The organism is Pseudomonas sp. JUb52, from assembly GCF_004341115.1.
In the GTDB taxonomy this organism is placed as follows: domain Bacteria; phylum Pseudomonadota; class Gammaproteobacteria; order Pseudomonadales; family Pseudomonadaceae; genus Chryseomonas; species Chryseomonas oryzihabitans.
In genome coordinates this window covers 149,407-173,211 of sequence record NZ_SLYS01000008.1, presented here as the reverse complement: position 1 = coordinate 173,211, position 23,805 = coordinate 149,407, and the positions used below count along the sequence as shown (strand labels likewise).

Below are 23,805 nucleotides of genomic sequence, written 5' to 3'. Positions count from 1 at the left end.
AAGATCGAGGCCATCCATCGTTCCCAGGCGGTGATCGAATTCGATCTGCAGGGCAACGTGCTCTGGGCCAACGACAATTTCCTTGGCATGACCGGCTATGCGCTGGAAGAGCTGCGCGGGCGTCATCACAGCCTGATGTGCCCGGCCGACTATGCGCGTTCGGCGGAATACGCCCTGCTGTGGAATCGCCTGGGGCAGGGCGTTTTCGATACCGGCGTCTACAAGCGCATCCGCCGCGATGGCCGGCCGATCTGGATCCAGGCCACCTACAACCCCATCCTCGACAGCGACGGTCGGCCCTACAAGGTGGTGAAGTTCGCCACCGATGTCACCGATGCGCAACTGCAGGCCGCGGAGTTCGAAGGCAAGATGGCCGCCATCGATCGTGCCCAGGCGGTGATCGAATTCGATCTGCACGGCAATATCCTGACCGCCAACGAGAATTTCCTGTCGGCCATGGGTTACAGCCTGGACGAGGTGCGCGGCAAGCATCACCGGATCTTCTGCGAACCCGAGCACGCCCGCTCGCCGGGCTATCGGCTGTTCTGGGAGAAGCTCGGCCGCGGCGACTTCGATACCGGGCTGTACAAGAGACGCGCCAGCGACGGCCGCCAGGTGTGGATCCAGGCTACCTACAACCCCATCCTCGATGCCGAGGGCAAGCCCTACAAGGTGGTCAAGTTCGCCAGCGACGTCACCGAGAGTCAGCTGCGCAACAGCGACTACGAAGGCAAGGTGGCGGCCATCGACCGCTCCCAGGCCATCGCCGAATTCTCCCTCGACGGCACGGTGCTCACCGCCAACCGCAACTTCCTGCTGGCCCTGGGTTACCAGGCCGATGAAGTGGTGGGCAAGCACCACCGCATCTTCTGTCCCGACGACTATGCCCGTTCCGCGGAGTACCGGTTGTTCTGGGATAAATTGGCGCGGGGCGAATTCGACGCCGGGGTGTACAAGAGACGCAACAGCCGGGGCGAGGAGATCTGGATCCAGGCCACCTACAACCCGATCTTCGACGCCGACGGCAAGCCGTGCAAGGTGGTGAAGTTCGCCGTGGACATCACCGAAAGCCAGATTCGCAACAGTGACTATGCGGGCAAGGTGGCGGCCGTCGACCGCGGCCAGGCAGTGATCGAATTCGACCTGACCGGCAAGATCCTCGACGCCAACCGCAATTTCCTGGCGACCCTGGGTTATCGCCTGGAAGAGATCCGCGGCCAGCATCACCGCATCTTCTGCGAGGCGGAACACGTCGCCTCCGGCGAGTACCGCGAGTTCTGGGCGCGGCTGGCCCAGGGCGAGGTGTTTGGCGGACGCTTCATGCGGCTGAGCAAGTTCGGCCAGCGCATCTGGATCCAGGCCACCTACAACCCGATCTTCGACGCCGACGGCCAGGTGCACAAGGTGGTGAAGTTCGCCACCGATATCACCCGCCAGGTGGAGCTGGAGCAGCACCTGCGGCAGAAGATCGAGCAGATGAATCTCTCGCTGCATGCCCTGACCCGCTCCATCAACCAGATCGCCGAGACCACCGACGACGCCAACCGCATGGCCCGACGCACCCTGGAGGAAGCCGAGCGCGGCTCCCTGACCCTGGGCCGCTCGCTGGACGCCATGGAGGCCATAGGCACCACCGCCGGGGGCATCCAGGACATTGTCCAGGTGATCAGCGACATCGCCAACCAGACCAACATGCTGGCCTTCAACGCGGCCATCGAGGCGGCCCGCGCCGGCGAGCACGGCCTGGGCTTCTCGGTGGTGGCCGACGAGGTGCGCAAGCTGGCCGAGAAGTCGTCCCAGGCGACCAAGGAGATCAACAAGCTGATCCTGGAGTCGGTCAAGAGCATCGCCCAGGGCAGCGAGATCTCGCGCAGCGTGGGCGAGGCCTTTGGCCTGATCGCCGAAGGAGTGGGCAAGACCCAACAGTCCATCGAGGCCATCAACGGCTCCACCGCGGCCCAGCTCGAGGATGCGGCACGGGTCAATCAACTGATCCAGGAGCTGGACGCGGCCACCACGCTCACGCCGGTGACCGGGGGAGCGCGATCGTGACCGCGACCCAGGGCGTCGTGCGGATCGGCGAACTGGAAGTCGCCCTGTCCGCCCAGGCCCTGGAACGCGTGGTGCCCTGGCCGGAGCGGCTGGCTGCTCATCCGAGTCCGGTGCCCTGGCTGCTCGGCCTCTTCGAGCTGGGCGGCCAGCCGCTGCCGCTGGTAGACGGTCATCGCCTGCTGGGGCTGCCGGCGGGCGCGGGCGAGCGGCGGATCGCCGTGATCCGCCATGGCGGTGGACGCTTCGGCCTGGCCATCGATGGCGTGGTGGATCTCCTCGGTCTGACGGATGACGTCGTCGTACGGTTGCAAGGCGCGCCTGGACGCCTGCTGGGGCAGGTGTACCTGCGCCCGGACAGCGGCCGGCTGGTGCATCTGCTGGACCTGGACGCCCTGGCCGCCTTGCCGGGCTTCGAGGTCAGTGCCGACGTGCCGCCGACGCGACAGCAGGTGGCCGGCGGCATGGAAGGGGAGCGCCTCTATCTGCTGTTCGAGTGCGACGGGCGCCGCCTGTGCCTGGACGCGGCGGTGGTGCAGGAGCTGGTGGATCGACCGCAACTGACCCCCAGCGAATTCGCCAGCGACAGCTGTCGCCACCAGGTGCAGCTACGGGGCCAGGCCTTGCCGGTGCTGGAGCTGTCCGAGCTGCTCGGCCTCACCTCCTGCGCCAACGGTCACCATGAGCAGCTGCTGGTGCTGGCGGCAGGTGACCAGGGTCAGTATCGGGTCGCCTTCGGCTTCCAGCGGCTGCTCGGCATGTGGCGCCGGGATCCGGCGCAATGCGCGCCACTGCTGGGCTTTGGCCTGGAGCAGCCGGGGCTGTTACGTGGGGTATTCAGCGCCGCCGGTGGCGAGGCGGCGATCGTGATCGATCACCTGGCCCTGGGGTGCCAGGAGGCCGCGGTCGCCTATGCGCGGATCTATCGTACCGATCGCGACCTGTTGCGCGAAGAGCGCCGCCAGGTGCGGCGTCAGCCGTGCCTGACCTTTCTCGCCGAATTGCTGTTCGCCGTACCGCTGGAGCAGGTGGCCGAGGTCCTGCCGCTGCCGGCGCATTTCCTGCGCCTCGGTCAGCGGGACCCGCGGTTGCTGGGATTGATGGAGGTCCGCGGTCAGCAGATTACCCTGGTGTGCCTGCGCACCCTCGCCGGCGCAGTGGCGGTCGAGCCCGGCCCCGGCGATCAGGTGATCGTGGTGGAAGGGCAGCGTCAGCGCCTGGGCTTCGTGGTGCAGCGGGTGGAGGCCATCGAGGCCTTTACCGAATTGCGCGCCGATGCCCTAGCGCGCAGCTGGCAACTGCCCGGGGAGCGCGGCGCGGTGCCGGCGCAGCGGGCGCAGAGCTGGGTAGGCGTAGGGTCTCCGGGCAACAGTCGCCAGGCGACCCTGATCAATCTCGGCGCGCTGGTGCAACGCCTGGAAGGTCAGGCACGCCAAGCCCTTGCGGAGCGAGTGGCCGCGGCAATTTAACGGGACCGCCTGTCGCTTCGTTGAGCGGTCGGGCAAGGGCTTGCCAGTGCCTCTGTCGGGCTCCGGTGGGGGCTATCATCTAAGCGATAGGGGCAGGCTAGAGCCCACGACGTTTTCCAACCGATACCAAGCCGGGCGCGTCACGGGCGCTGCCCTTGCCGAGTGCGGGTCCTGGCTTTCATCAGCAATTTGTCAAGAAATCTTGCGGCGCGTCGAACCAGAGAGAGACACAACTTTCCTGGGTGATCCCATGTTCAACGCCGCACTCAAACGTCGCATCGCCGAACTCGAAGCCGAACTGGCCGATCATCGTCAGCTGCGCACTGCGTTCTGTAACGATGCGCTCTGCCTGCTACTGGACGCCCAGGGCCGGATCGAGGATTTCAACGAGAACTTCGGCCGGTGTCTGGGCTATGCGCCTGGCACCTTGAACGGGCGAAAACTCGACGATCTCATTCCTGATTACGTCAAATGCATGGACTGCTATCGGGAGCTGAAGCAGAGTTTCAGTGAAGGACGGCAGGCCAGTGGCATCTACCGGCTGTTGCACGGCACTGGCGGCGTGGCCTGGCTCTATGCGATCTGGACGCCGGTGCGTGACAGTCAGGGCCAGGTCAAACAGATCCGCTGCTATGCCTATGACCGTACCGAGCAGGTGGAAACCTCCACCGAGCACTCGGGCATCATCAATGCGCTGCTGCGTTCCACCGCGGTGATCGAATTCAACCTCTCCGGTGAGGTGCTGACCGCCAACGAGCGCTTCCTGCAGGGCATGGGCTATTCGCTGACGCAAATCGTTGGCAAGCATCACCGGATGTTCTGCAGCCGTGAAGAGGCTGAGTCGGCCGATTATCGCGCCTTCTGGGAACAGCTCAATCGCGGCGACTACGTGGCCAGCCGCTTCCAGCGCATCGACAGCCATGGCCGCACCGTCTGGCTGGAAGCCTCCTATAACCCGGTGCTCAATACCCGCGGAGAGCTGTACAAGGTCATCAAGTTCGCCACCGTCATCACCGAGCAGGTGGAACAGGAACTGGCGGTGGCCGAGGCCGCCCGGGTCGCCTTCGACATCTCCCAGACCACCGACGAAAGTGCCCGCCAGGGCGCGGCGGTGGTGCAGGACACGGTGGCGGTGATGACCCGCATCGCCGACGAGATCCAGGTCGCCGCCAACGGCATCGAAGACCTCGGCAAGCAATCGCTGGTGATCAGCGCCATCGTCAAGACCATCAGCGGCATCGCCGAGCAGACCAATCTGCTGGCGCTCAACGCCGCCATAGAAGCTGCCCGGGCCGGCGAGCAGGGGCGTGGCTTCGCGGTGGTGGCGGACGAGGTCCGACAACTGGCCGGGCGCACCAGCAAGGCCACCGAGGAGATCGTCGGCGTGGTGCAACAGAACCAGCAACTGGCGCAGACCGCGGTCAGCAACATGGCCGCCAGTCGCCAGCAGGCGGAGCAGGGGCTGCACCTGGCCAGCAACGCCGGGGTGCGCATCACCGAGATCCAGGAAGGCGCCCGGCAGGTGGTGGGCGCGGTCAGCCAGTTCGCTCGCCGGCTGAGTTAAGGCTGCGCGTCCCAGCCAGGGGCGCTGTAGCACGCATAACCGGTCGCATCGAGTTCCAGCCAGCGGCCCTGGTGGATGATCATCCGGGTCGCCACTTCCGGACTGGCCAGGCCGATGGCCACCAGCAGGCTGCGGATCAGGGCGCCGTGGGCCACCAGCAGGGTGGGACCCTGGAGCTCCTCCAGCAGCGGGCGCACCCGTTCGGCGGCATCGGCATAGCTTTCGCCACCGGGTACCCGAAAGGTGTAGGGCTCGGCGACGCGCCGGGCGTGCTGCTCCGGATAGCGCTGGGCGATGGTCGGCATGTCCAGGCCTTCCCAGTCGCCAAAGGCCTTTTCCGCCAGACGCGCATCGCGGCCCAGGCTGAGCGGCGCACCCGGCAGTTGCGCCAGGATCAGATCGAGGGTTTCGCTGGCGCGTTGCAGCGGACTGCTCAGACAGGTGAAGCGAGAGATGTCGAGGCGTTCGCGCAGCGCCAGGCCCACGGCCTGGGCCTGGGCCCGGCCGCGGGCGTTGAGCGGTATGTCCTGGCGACCCTGCAGGCGACCGCTGGCGTTCCAGTCGGTTTCGCCGTGACGGATCACCAGCAAGGGGGAAGGGAAGGGCAAGGGCATCAATCCAGGGCAGTGGGTAGGGTGAGGATGAAGCGCAGACGGCCGTTTTCCTGGCGCGCGATCAGGCTGCCGCCATGGCCGCGAGCGATCTCATGGGCGAGGTAGAGGCTCAGCTCCAGGCGGGCGGGCTGTTCAGGATCGGCCTGGGTCAGCGCCGGCTGGAACATCTGGCTCAGGGTGCCAGGATCCATCACGGCGGTGCTGCTTTCCACAACCAGGCTGTAGCAGCGTTCCTCGACCATGGTGCGCAGCAGCAGAGTGCCACTGGGCGGATTGCGGGAAGCGACCTGCTCCAGCACGGCGTCCAGTGCCTGCAGCACGCGCGGCAGATCCAGGCGCAAGGCGGCAGGCAAAGCCTGCAGCTCGCTGCTCAACGCCTGGCCGGGAAAGCGAGTCTGCAGCGCGGCGAACAGGCCCAGCAGCCGTTCATTGACGTTCTCTTCCAGCGTCGGTTTCAGGGGTAGGCCATGACCCAGACGCGCGCGCACGAAGTCGGCAGCCGCAGCGCTGCGTTCGGCCAGGCGGCGGGCCTCGGCTTGCCAGAGCTCCGCCTCTGCGGCACTCGTGGGCAGGTCCTGCGTGGCCAGCGCCTGCAGCGGACGCTGCAGGTCCTCTTCCAGCAGCACCAGCAGTTGCTCACGCAGCGGCGTGAGATCGCGATCACCACGCGCGCCGGGGCTTTCCTCGCGACGCTGCTCTTCCCGGGCGAGCAATTCACCCAGCAGGCGGGCGAAGCCGTCCAGGGTGTCGATCACCGGGCGCTGCTCCAGGCGCGGCGCGGGCTGCGGATCGAAGGCGCACAGCGTGCCGAAGAAGGTGCCATTCGGCCTGAACACCGGGACCGACAGATAGCTCTTCCAGCCATAGAGGCCCGGCGCCGGATGGTCGCAGTAGGTGGGATTCTGGGTCACGTCGCTGATGATCACGGCGTCGTGGGAGGAGCGCACGTGGTTACACAGGGTGGATTCGAGATCCAGTTCGGCGCCGGGTTGCAGGCCGTAGGTGATGCGATCCTCTACAGCGCAGGCGATCCAGCGCTGCTCGGTGACCTCGGCCACGGTGGCGACCCCGAGGCCGCTGATGTCGCAGACGACGCGCAGGAGCGCCGCCACGGAATCCAGAGACGTCAGCAGCTCGATGCTTTCGACGGTGCTGGAGGGTTGGCTGGGCATGGCACGGTAGTTCTCTGACGGACAGGTCCTGAACGCTAGGCGAAGAGACGGCGGAGAGCAACCGTCAGAACGCTGGGCCAGCCGGCGGCCGGCCCCGGCTAGCCGATCAGATCGGTGGCGTAGGCCAGCACCGTGAGGCAGAGGAGCAGCAACAGCAGATTGGCCGGGGTAATGCGTTTCATCGGGGAGATCCTCTCACGCAAGGGCGGTTCCTTGTCCAGGTACGCCTGGGACTGCCATGCCGGTGCTGGGGATCTCGGAGGGTGGAGCGGGTAGGTTCATCTCTGCGTCTCGATACTGCTGGCAAAGGACAGGAGTCGGAACGCCACTGTCGCCGTTCGTTCAGCCGCTGCCAGAGGAGGTGCGACATCTGGTCGAAGCGGCAGCGTGAGCGGTTCGCAGTTGCCAAGCGGGAGGCGAGTCGGTAGCGTGGCGCCCCATGCGAACCTTCCTCTGCCCTATCAGCGCCTATTACTACTACCTGACCAATATCGGGTGGTAGGTACTGCGCTGCATGACCGAACCGCCTAGGGCGGCTCGGTCAAGGCAACTTCTCCCGGTCTCCCAGGCACCGTCCAGCCACAGGAGACCCCATGGACAGCACCACGCAAGACCTGCTCGCCACCCTCGAAGCCCGCGGCTTCGTCCACCAGACCACCGACCGTGACGGCCTCGCCCGCGCCTTTGCCCGCGGCCCGGTGACCGGCTATCTCGGCTTCGACGCCACCGCCGACAGTCTCCACGTCGGCCATTTGCAGGGCCTGATGCTGATGCGCTGGCTGCAGCGCGCTGGCCATCCCATCCTGCTGCTGATCGGCGGCGCCACCACGCGCATCGGCGATCCCAGCTTTCGCGACAGCAGCCGCCCGGTGCTCACCGACGGCCAGATCGCCCTGAACATGGTGGGCATTGCCAAGGCCTTCCACCGCTACCTGGAGGTCGGCGATGGCCATGGTCGCGCCCAGGTGGTGGACAACGCCGAATGGCTCGACGGCCTGGGCTACCTGAATTTCCTCGGCGCCGTGGGTCGGCACTTTTCCATCAATCGGCTGCTGACCTTCGATGCCATCAGGAATCGCCTCGATCGCGAGCACTCGCTGTCCTTCGAGGAATTCGGCTACACCCTGCTGCAGGCCTACGACTTCGTCGAGTTGTCGCGGCGCTATGGCTGCACCCTGCAGCTGGGCGGCGCGGACCAGTGGGCCAACATCATCAATGGCGTGGAGCTGTCGCGCCGGCAGGGTGGCCCTCAGCTCCATGGCCTGACCATGCCGCTGCTGACCACCCGTGACGGCCGCAAGATGGGCAAGTCCGCCCAGGGCGCGGTCTGGCTCAACGAGGAACGGCTGTCGGCCTTCGACTTCTGGCAATTCTGGCGCAACTGCGACGATGCCGACGTCGAGCGCTTCCTGGCGCTGTTCACCGAGCTGCCGCTGGACGAGGTACGGCGGCTGGCGGCCCTGGGCGGCGCGGAGATCAATCTGGCCAAGACCGTGCTGGCCAACGAGGCGACCCGCCTGGCCCACGGCGAGCAGGCCCAGCGCGCGGCCGAGGCGGCGGCCGCCGATGTCTTCGCCGACCGGGACGGCGGTGGTCAATTGCCGACGCTCGCCCTGAGTCGCCGGCAGCTCGCTGCGGGTGTCAGCCTGGTCGAGTTGCTGGTGCAGACCGGTGTGCAGCCCTCGCGCAGCGCGGTTCGCCGATTGGCGGAAGGCGGGGGGTTGCGCCTGGACGAACAGCCGGTACCCGATCCCGATCTGCGGCTCACGGCGGGCGACGTCGGTCGACGGGTAAGTCTGGGCAAGAAGCGGCATCTGCGCATCACAGCGGTGGACTGAGGAGAAGGCGATGAAGGTCTGGGTGATAGGCGCCTCGCGGGGCATAGGGCTGGGGCTGGTCGAGCGCTACCTGGAGCGCGGCGACGAGGTGTTGGCGCTGGTACGAACGCCGAGCACGGCGCTGGAGGCCCTGGCGGCAACCGCCCCGGGGCGGCTGCGGGTGGTGACCGGCGATCTCTGCGATCCCGAGCTGGGCGCACGGCTGCTGAGCGAAAGCCGCGATGAGCCGCTGGATCGGCTGATCGTCAATGCCGGCATCATGGGGCCGCACGAGGCATATGGGCAGCGGGCGACTGCCGCGGAGCTGGGCGAGTTGTTTCTGACCAACGCCGTGGCGCCGCTGCGGCTGCTGGAGGCCCTGGCACCGCGGATGGCTGCGGCGGGAGTGGCGGCCTGCCTGAGTTCGCAGATGGGCAGCGTCAGCCTGGCACGGGCCGCCGACATGCCGCTCTATGGCGCCAGCAAGGCGGCGCTCAACAGCCTGTTGCAGAGCTGGGTCGCCGGGCAGCAACCGGCCTTCGCCGTGCTGGCGCTGCACCCGGGCTGGGTACGCACCGCGCTGGGTGGGTCCAGCGCGCCGGTCGCGGTGGCCGATAGCGTCGCCGGGCTGGTAGCGACGATCGAGGCGCGGTCCAGCCAGCGCGGCTGTGCCTTTCTCGACTACCAGGGCCAGGCCCTGCCCTGGTGAGCAGGGGGCCGGATCGCTCAGTGCGGCTGAGCGATCCGGCCCTTGTCCGACCTCTGTCGAGGATCGAAGATGAGGCCATCATCCTGGAGAGCCTGCCCATGCGCATCGACGAGCACACCTTTCTGGTAACCGGCGCCGGTTCCGGCCTCGGCGCCGCCACCGCCACGGCGCTGATCGCGGCAGGCGCCCGGGTGGCGCTGCTGGATCTGCAGGCCGACGCCGTGCAGGCCCAGGCCGAACGCCTCGGCGACCGGGCCCTGGCGCTCGCCGTGGACGTAACCGATGCCGAGGCCCTGAGCGCTGCCCTGGATACCCTGCTGGCGCGCTGGGGCGGTCTGCAGGGGGCGATCAACTGCGCCGGCATCGTCGGCGGCGCTCGCATCCTCGGGCGCAACGGCCCCCACGATCTCGCCGCCTTCGCGCGCATCATCAACGTCAACCTGGTGGGCAGCTTCAATGTCCTGCGCCTGGCCGCCGCGGCCATGGCCCAGGGTGAGGCCGATGCCGGCGGCGAACGCGGCGTGATCATCAACACCGCTTCCATCGCCGCCTTCGACGGCCAGATCGGCCAGGCCGCCTATGCCGCCTCCAAGGGGGGCGTCGCCGCGCTCACCCTGCCGGCGGCGCGCGAACTGGCCGGGCAGGGCATCCGGGTCATGACCATAGCGCCGGGCGTCTTCGAGACGCCCATGATGGCTGGCATGACCCCCGAGGTGCGCGACGCTCTGGCCGCCAACGTGCCCTTTCCCCCACGCCTCGGTCGCGGCGAGGAATTCGCCGCCCTGGTCCGCCACATCATCGAGAATTCCATGCTCAACGGCGAGGTGATCCGCCTCGACGGTGCGCTGCGCATGGCCCCGCGCTAGGAGACCTGTCATGAACGATCCCATTGTCATCGTCGCCGCCGCTCGCACCCCCATGGGCGCCCTGGGCGGCGAACTGGCGGCGCTGTCGGCGCCGCAACTGGGCAGCGCCGTGCTCCGCGCCGTGCTGGAGCGGGGCGGCTGGTCGCCGGAACGGGTCGACGAGGTGCTCATGGGCTGCGTGCTGCCCGCCGGTCTCGGCCAGGCTCCGGCACGCCAGGCGGCCCTTAGCGCCGGGCTGGCCCAGAGCACGCGCTGCACCACCCTGAACAAGATGTGCGGTTCGGGCATGCAGGCGGCCATCCTCGGCCATGACCTGCTGCGCGCCGGCAGTGCCGAGGTGGTGGTGGCGGGCGGCATGGAAAGCATGAGTCGCGCGCCCTATCTGCTGGAAAAGGCCCGCAGCGGCTACCGCCTCGGCCATGGCGCCCTGATCGACAGCATGTTTCTCGACGGCCTGGAGGACGCCTATGAGCCCGGGCGCCTGATGGGCACCTTCGCCGAGGATTGCGCGGCGCGCCTGGGTATCGGCCGCGAACGCCAGGATACCTATGCCCAGCAGTCCCTCGCCCGGGCGCGCCAGGCCCAGGCGAGCGGCGCCTTCGCCACCGAGATCGTCACGGTAGAGGTGGCGGGGCGCAAGGAGACCCTGAGCATCGACACCGATGAACAACCGCGCCGCGCCGATCCGACACGCATTCCCACCCTCAAGCCGGCCTTTCGCGAAGGCGGTACCGTCACCGCGGCCAACGCCAGCTCCATCTCGGATGGCGCCGCGGCGCTGCTGCTGATGCGCGCCAGCACGGCGGCGCGCCAAGGCCTGCGGCCGCTGGCGACGATCCGTGGCCATGCCGCCCATGCCGGCGCCCCGGGCGACTTTCCCACCGCGCCCATCGGTGCCATCCGCACCTTGCTCGAGCGTGTCGACTGGCAACTGAGCGAGGTCGACCTGTTCGAGATCAACGAAGCCTTCGCCGTGGTGGCCCTGGCCGCCCAGGATGCCCTGGGGCTGGACCCGGAGCGGCTGAACGTGCACGGTGGCGCCTGTGCCCTGGGCCATCCCATCGGCGCGTCCGGCGCGCGGATCCTCGTGACTCTGATCCAGGCGCTACGCCAGCGCGGTCTGCGCCGGGGCGTGGCCGCCATCTGCATCGGCGGTGGCGAGGCCGCGGCCATGGCGCTGGAACTCAACGACTAGACAAGGACAAGACCATGAGCGAACCCTCTGCCGAATCGACCCTGCTGCTGGAGATCGAAGCGCGCGTCGCCCTCATCACCCTCAACCGCCCCAAGGCGCTCAACGCCCTCAATGCCCAGCTGCTCCATGAGCTGGATGCCATGCTGGCGCGCCTGGACGCCGATCCCGAGGTCGGTTGCGTGGTGCTCACCGGCTCGGCCAAGGCCTTCGCCGCCGGCGCCGACATCAAGGAAATGGCCGGGCAGGGCTATCCGCAGATCTACCTGGACGACTATTTCCGCGTCGCCGATCGCATCGCCGAGCGGCGCAAGCCGCTGATCGCCGCCGTCGCCGGCTACGCCCTGGGCGGTGGCTGCGAACTGGCGCTGTTGTGCGACTTCATCTATGCCGCCGATACCGCGCGCTTCGGCCTGCCGGAGATCACCCTGGGCGTCATTCCCGGCATCGGCGGCACCCAGCGCCTGACCCGCGCCCTGGGCAAGGCCAAGGCCATGGAGCTGTGCCTGACTGGACGACAGCTGCCCGCCGCCGAAGCCGAGCGCGCCGGCCTGGTCGCCCAGGTGTTTCCCGCCGACGAGCTGCTGGAGCGCACCCTGGAGGCCGCCCGTGGCATCGCCAGTCGCTCCCTGCCGGCGACCCTGCTGCTCAAGGAGAGCGTCAATCGCGCCTTCGAGACCAGCCTGGCCGAGGGCATCCGCTTCGAGCGCCGGGTCTTCCATTCGCTGTTCGCCAGCGCCGACCAGAAGGAAGGCATGGCGGCCTTCGTCGAGAAGCGGCCGGCGAAGTTCGAGCATCGCTAGTCCGCGGCTCCGTGCGATCAGCGTCCAACCCCTGGGGCATCCGACGTTGTCAGTCGAAGAACTACGCAAGCACTACCAGGCCTACCTCGACTGCCTCAACCGCCAGGCCTGGGCGGAGCTGGGCCGTTATGTCGACGACGCCGTCGAGCACAACGGCCGGCCCCTGGGGTTGGCGGGCTACCAGGCCATGCTCGAAGGCGATCATGCCGCCATTCCCTATGTGCACTTTGCCGCGCGGCTGCTGGTGGTGGAGGCGCCCTGGCTGGCCGCGCAATTGAACTTCGACTGCACGCCACGCGGCGAGCTGTTCGGGCTGGCGGTGAACGGACGGCGGGTGCGCTTCAGCGAGCACGTCTTCTATCGCTTCGAGAACGGGCGAATCCGTGAGGTGCGCTCGGTGATCGACACCGCCGCCATCGCCGCCCAGCTGGCCGAGGGCTAACCCGCGCGACTCTGGCGCTGGCGATAGCCCAGGGGGCTCAAGCCTGTCCACTTGCGAAAGGCGCGCTGGAAGGAGCGGGGATCCGCGAAACCCAGACGCAGGGCCAGCTCCTCCAGGGGCAGGGCGCCCTGATCCAGCTGGCGGCAGGCCAGGCGGCAGCGACGTTCGTCCTTGAGGCGCTGGTAGGTCTGGCCGCTCGCCGCCAACTGGCGTCTCAGGGTCGCAGCCGAAAGACCCAGGGTCGCGGCCAGGCTGACGGCGTCCGGCCAGTCTTCCGGGGCGCGACTGCGCAGCAGGGCGCGGATGCGGGCGATCAGACTGGCGTCGTCGCGATAGTGCACCAGCAGATTGCCCGGTGCGGCGGCGATGAAGCGACGCGCATCCGCGGCACTGCGGCGGATCGGCAGGCCCAATACGGCGGCGTCCAGCAGCAGGCAGTCTTCGCCGTGGGCGAAGCTGAGGTGGGTGCCGAAGCGCTGGCGATAGTCGGCCAGCAGTTCCGCCGGCGGCTCCTGGGCGGTCAGGCGAATCTCCGCCAGTGGCAAGCGGCGGCCTACCAGCCAGCAGGCCAGGCCATGCAGGATCAGCCAGAGGGTAAAGACGGCAAAGCTACCCGGCAGGCTGCCGGGGGCCAGCCGCAGGGTCGCCTGCCCGCCATTGCGCTGCAGGCGCAGATCGACGCCCAGGGTCAGGCGCAGGAAGTCGGCGCTCTGCCGCAGGGCGTCACCGAGGGTCGGTTGCAGGCGGGTGCTCTGGCAGAGAAAGGCAAAGCTGCCGGCCGGGAGCGGGCGTGGGCCAAGGGCGAAGAACTCGTCATCGAAACGCCACGCCAGGAGATACCACAGCTGGCCGAACAGCGGCGCCGAGAGGCGCTCGCGGTCAAGCAGCAGCTCGGCTGGCTGGACGCCTTCGGCAGCGAGCAGGGCCTCCGGCGCCTGACCACTGCGTCGGCACAGCCCGGCCAGGGCTTCGTCGAGGATGCCCAGCGCCAGGCTGTCGCGCGGCAGGCCGGTCACAGATGTAGGGCCCGGCCCAGGGCGCGCAGCGCCGCTTCCTGCACCGCTTCGCCCAGGGTGGGGTGGGGGTGCAGGGTGGCGGCGACGTCTTCCAGTTGCATGCCCATTTCCAGGCTGTGGGAAAAGGCCGTGGCCAGTTCCGCCACCTGCTGCCCGGTGGCCTGCCAGCCGAGGATGCGATGGTCGTCCGCACGAGCCACCACCCGCACGAAGCCTTCCGGCGCCTCCAAGGTGAGGGCACGGCCATTGGCGGCGAAGGGGAAGCTGGCGACCTTGGTCTCCAGCCCCTGGGCCTTGGCCTGCTCCGGGGTCAGGCCGACCACCACGATTTCCGGATCGGTGTAGCAGACCGCCGGGATGGCGACCGGCGCGAAGCGCCGCCGCTTGCCGGCGATCAGCTCGGCGACCACCTCGCCCTGGGCCATGGCGCGATGGGCCAGCAGGGGTTCGCCGGTGAGATCACCGATGGCCCAGACGTCGGTCATGCTGGTACGGCAGCCGTCGTCGACGCGGATATAGCGGCCGTCGTAGTCCAGCGGCAGGCGCTCCAGGCCTTCGGTGCGGGGCCGGCGACCGGCCGCCACCAGGATGCGCTGGGCCGGCAGGATCTGCTCCTCGCCGTCACCGCGGGTCATTCGCAGGCCAGCGCCCCCCGCGGCCAGCCCGGCGACGGTGCAGCCCAGGTGCAGCTCGATGCCCAGGCGTTCCAGCCGCTGGCGCAGCGGCGCTGTGAGCTCGGCATCGTAGCCGGGCAGCAGCCGCGATTGAGCCTCCACCACCGCGACCCGGGCGCCCAGCTTGCGATAGGCGATGCCCAGCTCCAGGCCGATATAGCCGGCGCCCACCACCACCAGATCCTCGGGAATTTCTGTAGGCGACAAGGCCTCGGTGGCCGAGATCACCGGGCCACCGAAGGGCAGGCTGGGCAATTCCACCGAGGTGGAGCCCATGGCCAGCACCAGGTGTTCGGTACGGATGCGCAGCCGTTCGCCACCGGCGCGCTGCACCTCCACGGTCTTGCCGTCGAGGATCTCGGCCCAGCCCTCGATCACCGTCACCCCCTGCTTCCTGAGCAGGGCGGCGACGCCGGTGGTGAGGCGATCGACGATGCCGTTCTTCCAGGCCACGGCCTGGTCGAGGTCCAGTTCCGGGCGGCCATGGCGGATACCGAGGGCGCCCTGGTCGGCGCGACCGCAGGCGCGATGGAATTCCTCGGCGACATGGATCATCGCCTTGGAGGGGATGCAGCCAACGTTGAGGCAGGTACCGCCAAGGGCGGCGCCCTCCACCAGGGTGGTGGCGATGCCCAGCTGAGCGGCGCGCAGGGCGGCGACATAACCGCCGGGGCCGCCGCCGATGATGAGGAGTCGGGTGTCCATGGCTACTCCAGGAAGAGGGTGGCGGGTTGTTCGAGCAGCTGGCGCACGGCCTGGATGAAGCTGGCGGCGTCCTGGCCATCGATCAGCCGGTGGTCGAAGGAAGCGGAGAGATTCATCAGCTTGCGCGGTACCACCAGCCCATGGCGGAAGGCCGGGCGCTCGACGATGCGATTGACGCCGATGATGGCCACCTCGGGATGGTTGATGATGGGCGTGGAGGCGATGCCCCCCAGCGGACCCAGGCTGCTGATGGTCAGGGTCGAGCCGGAGAGTTCGTCGCGACCGGCCTTGCCGCCGCGCACCGCGGTGGCCAGCCGCGCCACCTCCTGGGCGCAGCCCCAGAGATCCAGCGCCTCGGCGTGGCGGACCACCGGCACCGCGAGCCCCTGTTCGCCCTGGGTGGCGATGCCCAGGTGCACCGCGCCATAGCGCGTCACGGTGCTGCTCTCTTCGTCGAAGCGCGCATTCATCTGCGGAAAGTCCCGTACCGCCACCACCAGGGCTCGCGCCAGAAAGGGCAGCAGGGTGAGGTGGGCACGACGACCCTGCCAGCGCTGATTGAGGGTGGCGCGCAGGGCTTCCAGCTCGGTGACATCCACCTCTTCCACATAGGTGAAGTGGGGGATATGCCGTTTGGCGGCCTGCATCTTCTCGGCGATCTTGCGTCTCAGGCCGATCAGCGGGATGCGCTCCTCGCCACTGCGTTTCGCCAGGCCACCGCCGCCAGTGGCGGGCGGCAAGCCGGCGTCGCGTTGCTGCACATAGGCCTCCAGATCGCCATGCAGGATGCGCCCGCCGTGACCGCTGCCGGTGACGAAGCGGAGTTCGATGCCCAGGTCCCAGGCGTGCTGGCGCACCGCGGGAGACGCCAGCGGCGGACTGCCGGGGGCCGGGCGGGAAGCTGGTCGGTCGTCGTCGCGCGGGACCTCCGCTTCCGCGCGACGCGGGGCTGGAGCCGCCTCGGGCTTGGGCGCTTCCGCCTTGGGGGCTGGCGCCGCAGTGGCTGCCACCGGCGCGGGGCGGCTGGCCTCGCGCAGATTGCCGTCGCCGGCCACCTCCAGGCGGATCAGCTCGGCGCCTACGGCCATTACCTGGCCAGGTTCGCCGCCCAGGGCGACCACCCGGCCCACCACCGGCGAAGGAATTTCCACCATGGCCTTGTCGGTCATGACGTCGGCCAGGGTCTGGTCTTCGCTGACCTCGTCGCCCACCGCCACGTACCACTTGACCAGTTCCACCTCGGCGATGCCTTCGCCGATGTCGGGCATCTTGATGACATGGGTACCCATCTCAGACCTCCATCACGCGCTTGAGCGCGGCGCCGACCCGGGACGGACCCGGGAAGTAGTCCCATTCCTGGGCGTGGGGATAGGGGGTATCCCAGCCGGTCACCCGCTCGATGGGCGCCTCCAGGCGATGGAAGCAGTGCTCCTGCATGAGGGACACCAGCTCGGCGCCATAGCCGCAGGTGCGGGTGGCTTCGTGGACCACCACGCAACGGCCGGTCTTGTTCACCGAATCGGTGAGGGTCTGCAGGTCCAGCGGCCAAAGGCTGCGAATGTCGATCACCTCGGCGTCGATGCCGGTCTCGGCGGCCGCCGCCAGGGCGACCCAGACGGTGGTGCCATAGGTCAGCACCGTGACCTGCTTGCCGGGACGGACCACCGCGGCGCGTTCCAGCTCGACCCGGTAGTAGCCGTCCGGCACGGCGCTGGCCGGATGGCCGGACCAGGGCGTCACCGGGCGGTCGTGATGGCCGTCGAAGGGGCCGTTGTAGAGGCGCTTGGGTTCGAGAAAGATCACCGGATCGTCGCTCTCGATGGAAGCGATCAGCAGGCCCTTGGCGTCATAGGGATTGGAGGGCATCACGGTGCGCAGCCCGCAGACCTGGGTGAACATGGCCTCGGGACTCTGGCTGTGAGTCTGGCCGCCATAGATGCCGCCACCGCAGGGCATGCGGAACACCAGCGGCGAGGTGAACTGCCCCACCGAGCGAAAGCGCAGCCGCGCCGCCTCGGAGACGATCTGGTCGATGGCCGGGTACACGTAGTCGGCGAACTGGATCTCCGCCACCGGCCGCAGGCCGTAGGCGCCCATGCCCACCGCGGCGCCGGCGATACCGTTCTCCGAGATGGGCGCGTCGAATACCCGCGAGGCGCCATACTTGGCCTGCAGGCCCTCGGTGCAGCGAAAGACGCCGCCGAAATAGCCGACGTCCTCGCCGAACACCACCACATTGCTGTCGCGTTCGAGCATCACGTCCATGGCCGAGCGGATGGCCTGGATCATGGTCAGGGTGCTGCGGCTGCCGGCCTGGGTCGGCAGGTCGGTTTCCTGTTGTACGGTCATGGCGTCACTTCCCGAGCTGTTGGCGTTGGCGGCGCAGGTGCGGCGGCAGGTCCTGGTAGACCTCCTCGAACATGTCGGCGGCGCTGGGGGCGAGATCGCTGGCAAAGGTGCCGTGGGCTTCGGCGGCCTTCTGGGCAGCGGCCACCTCGGCTTCCAGCTCGGCGCTCAGCGCCTGGTGCTGTTCGTCCGACCAGAGGCCACGACCGATCAGGTGTGCTTTAAGCCGGTCGATGGGATCGCCCAGGGGGAAGTGCGTCCAGTCGTCGGCGGGACGGTACTTGGATGGGTCGTCCGAGGTGGAGTGGGGGCCGGCGCGATAGGTCACCCACTCGATCAGGGTCGGCCCCAGGTTGCGCCGGGCGCGTTCGGCGGCCCAGCGCGAGGCGGCCAGCACGGCGAGAAAGTCATTGCCATCCACCCGCAGGGCGGCGATGCCGTAGCCGAGGCCACGGGTAGCCAGGGTGATGCCTTCACCGCCGGCGATGGCCTGGAAGGTGGAGATGGCCCACTGGTTATTGACGATGTTGAGGATCACCGGCGCCCGGTAGACGTGGGCGAAGGTGAGGGCGGCGTGGAAATCGCCTTCGGCGGTGGCGCCGTCGCCGATCCAGCCGGCGGCGATGCGGGTGTCACCCTTGATCGCCGAGGCCATGGCCCAGCCCACCGCCTGGATGTACTGGGTGCCCAGGTTGCCGGAGATGGAAAAGAAGCCGAGGTCGCGGTAGGAGTACATCACCGGCAGCTGGCGACCCTTGAGCGGATCCCGGGCGTTGGACAGCAGCTGGCAGATCATCTCGTCCAGCGGCGCCTCGCGGGCGATGAGGATGCCCTGTTGACGATAGGTGGGGAAATGCATGTCGTCCGGGCGCAAGGCCAGGGTCTGGCCGACGGCGATGGCTTCCTCGCCCAGGCACTGCATATAGAAGGACAGCTTCTTCTGCCGCTGGGCCTTGAGCATCCGCGCATCGAACAGCCGGGTCTTGAGCATGGCCCTGAGGCCCTGCAGCAGCAATTCGGGCGCTTCTTCGGTGGCCCAGGGGCCGACGGCGCGACCCTCTTCGTCGAGGATGCGGATCAGTTGGGTCGCCAGCTCGCGGGTATCCACCGGTGCCACGTCGATGGGCGGCTTTTCCGCACGGCCGGCGGGGCAGAGTTGCAGGTAGCTGAAGTCGGTGGGCCGTCCCGGTCGGCCGCTGGGTTCGGGAACGTGCAAGCGCAGGGGTGGGTAGTCGCTCATGGCCGCCCCTCCTGGTGGAAGAGGGTGCGGGTGGGTCGCAGGACGGGTTGGCCGTCCGGATGCGATGCAGGGTGCCACATGGTGGAGGCCTCGGCATTCTTGTTATTGGTCGCCTGAGTATAGGCCGGCATGGCTAGCCGTTTTGCCGCAATTTCGGGGTGGGCAGTCCGGCCTTTTGGTGCTATTGAACTTCGTACAAGAACAACAGTAGAGGTTTTGCACCATGGCTGGTCTGGACCGTATCGACCTGCGCATCCTCAACGCCCTGTCCGCCAATGGCCGCCTGAGCTGGCGCGATCTGGCGCAGAAGATCGGGCTGTCGCTGACCCCGACGCTACGGCGGGTCAAGCGGCTGGAGGAGGAGCGTTACATCCAGGGCTATCATGCCCAGCTCGATGAAACCCGGCTGGCGGGCAGTGTCAGCGTCTTCGTGTCGGTGCGCCTGGAAAAGCAGTCCACGGACTACCTGCGCGCCTTCGAGCGGGAGATCGTCAAGGCGCCCCAGGTGATGAGCTGTTTCCAGATGACCGGGGATGCGGACTATGTATTGCGGGTGGTGGTGCAGGATCTCGCAGCCTACCAGCACTTTCTCGCCGAGACCCTGACCTGCATTCCCGGGGTGGCCAGCGTGACCTCGGCCTTTTCGCTCAAGGCCGTGCTGTTGCGACCGGCGCCGCCGCTATGAGGCGCGTGCAACGACTAGCGGATACCGAGGGAAGTGCGGACCTGCTGCGCCTGGGTTGCGCAATAGGCGCGGTCGCGCAGGCGGGCGGTATCCAGCATCAGGGTCAGGCGACGTTCGCTGGCGGGACGACAGACTTGCACCGGCAGACCGCCATCCGGGGTCAGGGGGCCGAACAGGCAGTCGATGTTGGGCAGCTGGGCGACGAACTGGTGGGTGAGGGCAAGCATTGTTGTTGTCCGAAGTACCGAGGTGGCGATGTGACACCATTCACATCGCCAGGGTTCCTCAATCTTCAGGCGCTGGGCGTAACAGAATAGGCGACGCCATTCACGGCATCGATCAATTGACCGATGGACCAGGGCTTGGGCAGGAAGCGCACCTTGCACTTGATGCTGGCGGTAGACGGCGTTTCGTAGCCGGACATGACAATAATGGGCATATCTGCCCAGCGTTGGCACACCAGATTGGCCAGTTGAGCGCCATCCATGGAGCCGGGCATGCGGATGTCCGTCAACAGGATGTCGATATTGGCGTCCTCTTTCTCCAACAGTGACAAGGCAGCATCGGCGGAGTCAGCGGCGATGATATTGAAGCCTTCGGGTTCGAGGATCTCGGTAACGAAATCCGCGACCAGTGGCTCGTCGTCCACCACCAGGATGGTGGGTCGGAAGACAGGGGTTCCCGGCTGTTCTGCGCGCATGACTGGACCTTATATACAAGACGTTGCTGAGCCTTGGATAGCGGCGACCCGGGAAAATTCCCCAGGCCATGTGCCACTAAATCTGGCGTCAGATTTCTGTCTTCGTGCCGTGATTATTTTGTCGCGCGCAGCTTTCGCACGCTGCGACGCCATGCCACGCATATTTGGTTACGTTTCCTGCAAAGGCTCTAGAGCGGTGTTTTGCGACACCCTGCGGCCCTGCAGGACCACCGCCGCGGTGAAAGGTTTCAGCGACCTGGCATATGACTTGTATTCGGTAAGGCAACTGCAGGACGCAGAGTGCTTTTCTTGTCACGTCCCAGTGGCCTTACCTAAACCCAGGCTTTGCTCGTACACAAAGGACATCGACGCCACGCCTCCCAAAGCAGTATCTGTCCATGACGCCTATCCGCTCCCTCGCTACCGCCCTTCGTCGTCCGCTCGCCGCGGCCGCCACCGTTCTCGCGCTGTCCGCTGGCGTTGCCCAGGCCGAGCCTGTCAGCCTGGTCGGTCTGAATCTGTCGGGTGCGGGCTTCGCGCCCCAGGTGCTGCCCGGCATCAATGGCACCAACTACATCTTCCCGGTGGAGGCCTACTTCCAGCAGTGGAGCGCGCGGGGCGTCAAACTGATCCGTTTCCCCATCATCTGGGAGCGCCTGCAACCCAAGCTGGGTGGCCCGCTGGACAGTGCCTACGTCGCCCTGGTGAACCAGACCTTCGGCTATGCGCAAAAGCACGGCATCAAGATCATCCTCGACCTGCACAACTATGCCCGCTATCGCGGTCAGGTTATCGGCACCAGTGGCGTCCCCTATGCCCGCTATCAGGAGATCATGACCCACATTGCGCGGCAGTGGAGCGGCCAGTCCTCGCTGTACGCCTACGACATCATGAACGAGCCCCACGATGCCATGGCCTACTGGCCGACCGCGGCCCAGTACGGCATCAATGGCGTGCGCGCGGTGGACAGCACTCGTCCGGTCATCGTCGAAGGCAACGGCTGGTCGAGCGCCACCCGCTGGGCCGAGTTCAACGATGCCCTGCTGGGGCTGAAGGATCCGGCCAACAACATCATCTTCTCGGCGCATTCCTACTTCGACGAGAACGCTGGCGGCAGCTACGACAAGACCGACGTCAACAAGCTCGACGCCAACTATGGCGTGACCCGGGTGAAGCCCTTCGTCGACTGGCTGAAGAAGAATGGCAAGCGCGGCTATATCGGTGAATTCGGCGTACCGGACAACAATCCGCGCTGGAACCTGCTGATGGACAACATGCTGGCCTACCTCAAGCAGAACTGCATCCCGGCCTCCTACTGGGCCGCGGGTCCGGGCTGGGGCAGCTACTTCATGTCGGTGGAGCCGATCAATGGCCAGGAGCGGCCGCAGTGGCCGACCTTGCGCAAGTACCTGGACGACAGCAGCTGCACCGCCATCGGCCCGGTCGCCAGCGGCAGCACCACCCCGGCCAACGGTGGTGGCACGGCCGGCAACAGCGGTTCGGCTGGCGGTAGCGCCGGCGCCGTGGGCAATGCCGGCAGCGGCAGCAGCGCCGGCAACACCGGAAACGCAGGCAGCAATGCAGGCGTTCAGGTGCCGCCGAGCAATGGCGCGACCGCAGGCACGGTTACCTCGGTGATCAACGACTTCACCAACTCGGACTGGCACAAGGGGGTGTTCCTCAAGAAGGCCGCTGTCTCGGTACCCGGTACCGCGGTGAATCGCGCCGCCTTCAAGGCCGGTGCCTACCTGACCACCGCGGATGGCCAGGTGCGGCGGATCTCCTCGGTGCAGGCCGGCAACAGCCTGGGGGTCTTCACCGAAGGCACGCCCTTCAACGGCAACGCCGTGGGCTATCCCAAGACCGTGACCGTGTCGCCCACCGGGGTGACCAGCGCCGCCAGCGTCAGCAGCGCCATCAACGACTTCACCAATGCCGACTGGAACCGCGGGGTCTACCGTCGCGCCGCGGCCATCTCCATCCCGGCCACCGCGGCCAATCGCTCGGCCTTCAAGCTGGGTGGCTCGGTACGCCTGGTCAATGGCCAGATCCTCAAGATCAGCTATGTGCAGGATGGTGCCAACAACTTGGGGGTGTTCTTCGACGCCAGCCGCCTGGATGCCAGCGTCGGCTACCCCAACACCCTGGTGTCCTTCAGCCGCTGATCCCCGGGATCGGGCAATAAAAAACCCGGTGGCCAAAGGTCACCGGGTTTTTTATTGCCTGCTCAAAGATGGATGAAGGTGGTGACCTCACCCGGCTGCACGCGGCATTCGTCGACGGCATGGATCACCCCGGTGGTCAGGGCCGCTTCCGGGCTCAGCAGCCGGGCGTTGGCCTTGAGGCAGCTGTGGATGTCCAGGGCCTCGGCGGCACCGGCGGTGCGCTCGGCGACGATGCGGGCATAGAGATCCAGGTCGTAGTCCAGGCACATGGCGTATTCGGCCATGCGCGCATGGTCCACCGAGTTGTTCAGATTCCAGTAGAAGGAGTGGTAGAGGAATTTGCTGTGACGACTGGCGGTGCGGTGTTCGCCGGCCAGGAAGAGGATGTTGCCCATGGACTCGACGGTGCCCAGGTTGTGGGTATGCACCGGCAGCGGCAGGGACAGCAGGAAGTTGTACATCGTGAAGCCGTAGCTGCAATCGCCGCCCATGGTGGCGATCTTGAGCAGGATGCGCGAGGCGTCCTGCTGCACGGCCTGGGAGCACTGGGCGATCAGCTGGCCGCAGCTGGTGGAATTGATGGGACCGGTGAAATGGATGACATGGGTGCTCATGGGGCCTACCGACGCGCCGGGGAGCCCGACAGAGGGCAGGGCTCTATGTCTTCTGCTTCGGCGATTTTCGGGTGGGCTTGAGCGCTGGCGTCGGCTGGCCGACGAAACGCGTCCCGAGCGGATGGGCTGTGCCCGGGTAGAGGCGCGGTCTCAGCGCAGCAGCAGCATCGGTACTTCGGTCTTGTGCAGCAGCTGGGTGGTGCGACTGCCGCGCAGGAAGCGCCAGACCGAGGAGTGACTGTAGGCGCCCATGATCAGCAGGTCGGCCCGGCGTTCGTCGAGGTGGCGGGGGACGATGCGCTCCACGTCGCCATGGGCGACGGTGGTGTCGACCCGGCAACCGGCGCTGCGCAGCAGCAGGGCCAGGTCATCCAGGCGCTTGCGCAGGATCGGATCGTCTTCGCCGACGCGCAGCAGGGTGCCGCTCATGCCGGCCAGCAGCGGACTGCGCGCCAGCGCCAGGATGCCCTGGTGGGTGGCTTCCCGGCCGTCATAGGCGATGGTGAATTGCCGCGGCGGCTTGAACGGCCCCGAACAGATCAGGATCGGCCGGTGCACGGCGCGGACCACGGCCTCCAGCTGGCTGCCGATGCCGCTGTCCCCGGAGCGCTCGCCGCGCTTGCCGATCACCAGCAGGCGGGTGTCGGCTTCCAGGGTCTTGAGGGTATCCACCAGCCCCTCGGGGCGGCGCAGGATCTGCGGCGCCGAGGTCAGGCCCTGCTGCAGCAGGCGTTGGCGGGCATTGAGCAGCAGCGCCTTGGCCATGCCGGCGCCGACGTCATCGTCCAGATAGACCGGGGCGCCGTTGGCGACCTTCTTGCCGCTGCTGGCCGACTCCTGCACGTGCAGCAGGGCGACGGGCGCGTCCAGTCGTCGCGACAACCAGGCGGTGTGGTCGCAGACGCTTTCGGCGTGGGGAGATCCATCGATGCAGGCGAGCAGGGAGGCCATAACGGTATTCCT

22 protein-coding genes and 1 pseudogene are annotated in these 23,805 nt (G+C 67.5%); 12 read left to right on the top strand and 11 right to left on the bottom strand.

Translation table 11 applies throughout. The features are described 5' to 3' along the window. Window positions 1-3 precede the first annotated feature (3 nt). The 4 genes and pseudogenes from EC839_RS15185 to EC839_RS25005 all read left to right on the top strand — a co-directional run bounded on the left by EC839_RS15185 (window position 4) and on the right by EC839_RS25005 (window position 5,082). Window positions 4-2,052, top strand: coding sequence for a PAS domain-containing methyl-accepting chemotaxis protein (locus EC839_RS15185; protein WP_372237660.1), 2,049 nt, complete (start codon window positions 4-6; stop codon window positions 2,050-2,052). Further along, window positions 2,049-3,518 carry a chemotaxis protein CheW gene (locus EC839_RS15180; protein WP_132832734.1) on the top strand — a complete coding sequence of 490 codons (1,470 nt, stop codon included), beginning with the start codon at window positions 2,049-2,051 and terminating at the stop codon, window positions 3,516-3,518. The genes EC839_RS15185 and EC839_RS15180 overlap by 4 nt, the downstream gene beginning before the upstream one ends. 250 nt (window positions 3,519-3,768) lie before the next feature. Continuing rightward, window positions 3,769-4,539: pseudogene (locus tag EC839_RS25010) on the top strand (PAS domain-containing protein); the annotation flags it as partial. Continuing rightward, entirely contained in the window at window positions 4,540-5,082 is a 543-nt protein-coding gene (locus EC839_RS25005) for a methyl-accepting chemotaxis protein (protein WP_371099719.1), read from the top strand. On the opposite strand, the gene EC839_RS15170 is transcribed toward EC839_RS25005, so the two are convergent. Continuing rightward, the gene (locus EC839_RS15170) at window positions 5,079-5,690 is read right to left on the bottom strand and encodes a histidine phosphatase family protein (RefSeq protein WP_177416741.1); all 612 of its coding nucleotides are present in this window, start codon (window positions 5,688-5,690) and stop codon (window positions 5,079-5,081) included. The two genes, EC839_RS25005 and EC839_RS15170, sit on opposite strands and share 4 nt — an antisense overlap. Before the next feature lie 5 nt (window positions 5,691-5,695). After that, window positions 5,696-6,868 carry a GAF domain-containing protein gene (locus tag EC839_RS15165; protein WP_007162194.1) on the bottom strand — a complete coding sequence of 391 codons (1,173 nt, stop codon included), beginning with the start codon at window positions 6,866-6,868 and terminating at the stop codon, window positions 5,696-5,698. A 593-nt stretch (window positions 6,869-7,461) separates the two neighbouring features. Between EC839_RS15165 and tyrS the strand changes: the two genes are divergently transcribed. The 6 genes from tyrS to EC839_RS15135 all read left to right on the top strand — a co-directional run bounded on the left by tyrS (window position 7,462) and on the right by EC839_RS15135 (window position 12,697). Further along, window positions 7,462-8,706, top strand: coding sequence for a tyrosine--tRNA ligase (gene tyrS, locus EC839_RS15160; RefSeq protein WP_007162195.1), 1,245 nt, complete (start codon window positions 7,462-7,464; stop codon window positions 8,704-8,706). A gap of 10 nt (window positions 8,707-8,716) precedes the next feature. Further along, window positions 8,717-9,394: an SDR family NAD(P)-dependent oxidoreductase gene (locus EC839_RS15155; protein ID WP_007162196.1), complete on the top strand. Its 678-nt coding sequence runs from the start codon at window positions 8,717-8,719 to the stop codon at window positions 9,392-9,394. 98 nt (window positions 9,395-9,492) lie between these two features. Next, window positions 9,493-10,260 carry an SDR family NAD(P)-dependent oxidoreductase gene (locus EC839_RS15150; RefSeq protein ID WP_007162197.1) on the top strand — a complete coding sequence of 256 codons (768 nt, stop codon included), beginning with the start codon at window positions 9,493-9,495 and terminating at the stop codon, window positions 10,258-10,260. 10 nt (window positions 10,261-10,270) lie between these two features. Continuing rightward, the gene (locus EC839_RS15145) at window positions 10,271-11,455 is read left to right on the top strand and encodes an acetyl-CoA C-acyltransferase (RefSeq protein WP_007162198.1); all 1,185 of its coding nucleotides are present in this window, start codon (window positions 10,271-10,273) and stop codon (window positions 11,453-11,455) included. A 14-nt stretch (window positions 11,456-11,469) separates the two neighbouring features. Further along, a complete protein-coding gene (locus EC839_RS15140; protein ID WP_007162199.1) occupies window positions 11,470-12,255 on the top strand; it encodes an enoyl-CoA hydratase in 786 nt (261 codons plus the stop codon). A gap of 46 nt (window positions 12,256-12,301) precedes the next feature. Continuing rightward, on the top strand, window positions 12,302-12,697 hold the full coding sequence (locus EC839_RS15135) for an ester cyclase (RefSeq protein ID WP_007162200.1): 396 nt from the start codon (window positions 12,302-12,304) through the stop codon (window positions 12,695-12,697). Here the strand turns inward: EC839_RS15135 and EC839_RS15130 are convergent. Genes EC839_RS15130 through EC839_RS15110 form a run of 5 tightly spaced genes read right to left on the bottom strand, consistent with a single transcriptional unit; the run spans window position 12,694 to window position 18,678 of the window. Next, window positions 12,694-13,713, bottom strand: a complete 1,020-nt coding sequence (locus EC839_RS15130; protein ID WP_132832733.1) for an AraC family transcriptional regulator — start codon at window positions 13,711-13,713, stop codon at window positions 12,694-12,696. The two genes, EC839_RS15135 and EC839_RS15130, sit on opposite strands and share 4 nt — an antisense overlap. After that, window positions 13,710-15,092, bottom strand: coding sequence for a dihydrolipoyl dehydrogenase (lpdA, locus tag EC839_RS15125; RefSeq protein ID WP_007162202.1), 1,383 nt, complete (start codon window positions 15,090-15,092; stop codon window positions 13,710-13,712). The genes EC839_RS15130 and lpdA overlap by 4 nt, the downstream gene beginning before the upstream one ends. A gap of 2 nt (window positions 15,093-15,094) precedes the next feature. After that, window positions 15,095-16,381: a dihydrolipoamide acetyltransferase family protein gene (locus EC839_RS15120; RefSeq protein WP_007162203.1), complete on the bottom strand. Its 1,287-nt coding sequence runs from the start codon at window positions 16,379-16,381 to the stop codon at window positions 15,095-15,097. Between the two features lies 1 nt (window position 16,382). Further along, a complete protein-coding gene (locus EC839_RS15115) occupies window positions 16,383-17,441 on the bottom strand; it encodes an alpha-ketoacid dehydrogenase subunit beta (RefSeq protein WP_132832732.1) in 1,059 nt (352 codons plus the stop codon). A 4-nt stretch (window positions 17,442-17,445) separates the two neighbouring features. Continuing rightward, window positions 17,446-18,678 carry a thiamine pyrophosphate-dependent enzyme gene (locus tag EC839_RS15110; RefSeq protein ID WP_007162205.1) on the bottom strand — a complete coding sequence of 411 codons (1,233 nt, stop codon included), beginning with the start codon at window positions 18,676-18,678 and terminating at the stop codon, window positions 17,446-17,448. 223 nt (window positions 18,679-18,901) lie between these two features. Between EC839_RS15110 and EC839_RS15105 the strand changes: the two genes are divergently transcribed. Continuing rightward, a complete protein-coding gene (locus EC839_RS15105; RefSeq protein WP_007162206.1) occupies window positions 18,902-19,363 on the top strand; it encodes an Lrp/AsnC family transcriptional regulator in 462 nt (153 codons plus the stop codon). A 14-nt stretch (window positions 19,364-19,377) separates the two neighbouring features. Here the strand turns inward: EC839_RS15105 and EC839_RS15100 are convergent, their stop codons facing one another. Next, a complete protein-coding gene (locus EC839_RS15100; protein ID WP_007162207.1) occupies window positions 19,378-19,590 on the bottom strand; it encodes a hypothetical protein in 213 nt (70 codons plus the stop codon). Window positions 19,591-19,655: 65 nt separating this feature from the next. Further along, window positions 19,656-20,063 (bottom strand): response regulator, encoded by a 408-nt coding sequence (locus tag EC839_RS15095; RefSeq protein ID WP_007162208.1) that lies wholly within the window; start codon window positions 20,061-20,063, stop codon window positions 19,656-19,658. A 398-nt stretch (window positions 20,064-20,461) separates the two neighbouring features. On the opposite strand from EC839_RS15095, the gene EC839_RS15090 reads away from it, so the two are divergent. Next, on the top strand, window positions 20,462-22,228 hold the full coding sequence (locus EC839_RS15090) for a glycoside hydrolase family 5 protein (RefSeq protein ID WP_007162209.1): 1,767 nt from the start codon (window positions 20,462-20,464) through the stop codon (window positions 22,226-22,228). 62 nt (window positions 22,229-22,290) lie between these two features. On the opposite strand, the gene EC839_RS15085 is transcribed toward EC839_RS15090, so the two are convergent. Both EC839_RS15085 and EC839_RS15080 read right to left on the bottom strand, forming a co-directional pair. Beyond that, entirely contained in the window at window positions 22,291-22,842 is a 552-nt protein-coding gene (locus tag EC839_RS15085) for an ATP-dependent Clp protease proteolytic subunit (RefSeq protein WP_007162210.1), read from the bottom strand. A 150-nt stretch (window positions 22,843-22,992) separates the two neighbouring features. After that, a complete protein-coding gene (locus tag EC839_RS15080; protein WP_132832731.1) occupies window positions 22,993-23,793 on the bottom strand; it encodes a universal stress protein in 801 nt (266 codons plus the stop codon). Between the last annotated feature and the right edge of the window lie 12 nt (window positions 23,794-23,805).

Excerpts from the sequence above, each read along its gene's own strand:
- EC839_RS15155 (WP_007162196.1), top strand. The coding sequence starts at position 8,717 with ATGAAGGTCTGGGTGATAGGCGCCTCGCGGGGCATAGGGCTGGGGCTG.
- EC839_RS15120 (WP_007162203.1), bottom strand. The coding sequence starts at position 16,381 with ATGGGTACCCATGTCATCAAGATGCCCGACATCGGCGAAGGCATCGCC.
- lpdA (WP_007162202.1), bottom strand. The coding sequence starts at position 15,092 with ATGGACACCCGACTCCTCATCATCGGCGGCGGCCCCGGCGGTTATGTC.
- tyrS (WP_007162195.1), top strand. The coding sequence starts at position 7,462 with ATGGACAGCACCACGCAAGACCTGCTCGCCACCCTCGAAGCCCGCGGC.
- EC839_RS15145 (WP_007162198.1), top strand. The coding sequence starts at position 10,271 with ATGAACGATCCCATTGTCATCGTCGCCGCCGCTCGCACCCCCATGGGC.
- EC839_RS15085 (WP_007162210.1), bottom strand. The coding sequence starts at position 22,842 with ATGAGCACCCATGTCATCCATTTCACCGGTCCCATCAATTCCACCAGC.
- EC839_RS15080 (WP_132832731.1), bottom strand. The coding sequence starts at position 23,793 with ATGGCCTCCCTGCTCGCCTGCATCGATGGATCTCCCCACGCCGAAAGC.
- EC839_RS15165 (WP_007162194.1), bottom strand. The coding sequence starts at position 6,868 with ATGCCCAGCCAACCCTCCAGCACCGTCGAAAGCATCGAGCTGCTGACG.
- EC839_RS15105 (WP_007162206.1), top strand. The coding sequence starts at position 18,902 with ATGGCTGGTCTGGACCGTATCGACCTGCGCATCCTCAACGCCCTGTCC.
- EC839_RS15150 (WP_007162197.1), top strand. The coding sequence starts at position 9,493 with ATGCGCATCGACGAGCACACCTTTCTGGTAACCGGCGCCGGTTCCGGC.
- EC839_RS15115 (WP_132832732.1), bottom strand. The coding sequence starts at position 17,441 with ATGACCGTACAACAGGAAACCGACCTGCCGACCCAGGCCGGCAGCCGC.
- EC839_RS15090 (WP_007162209.1), top strand. The coding sequence starts at position 20,462 with ATGACGCCTATCCGCTCCCTCGCTACCGCCCTTCGTCGTCCGCTCGCC.
- EC839_RS15100 (WP_007162207.1), bottom strand. The coding sequence starts at position 19,590 with ATGCTTGCCCTCACCCACCAGTTCGTCGCCCAGCTGCCCAACATCGAC.
- EC839_RS15095 (WP_007162208.1), bottom strand. The coding sequence starts at position 20,063 with ATGCGCGCAGAACAGCCGGGAACCCCTGTCTTCCGACCCACCATCCTG.
- EC839_RS15140 (WP_007162199.1), top strand. The coding sequence starts at position 11,470 with ATGAGCGAACCCTCTGCCGAATCGACCCTGCTGCTGGAGATCGAAGCG.
- EC839_RS15110 (WP_007162205.1), bottom strand. The coding sequence starts at position 18,678 with ATGAGCGACTACCCACCCCTGCGCTTGCACGTTCCCGAACCCAGCGGC.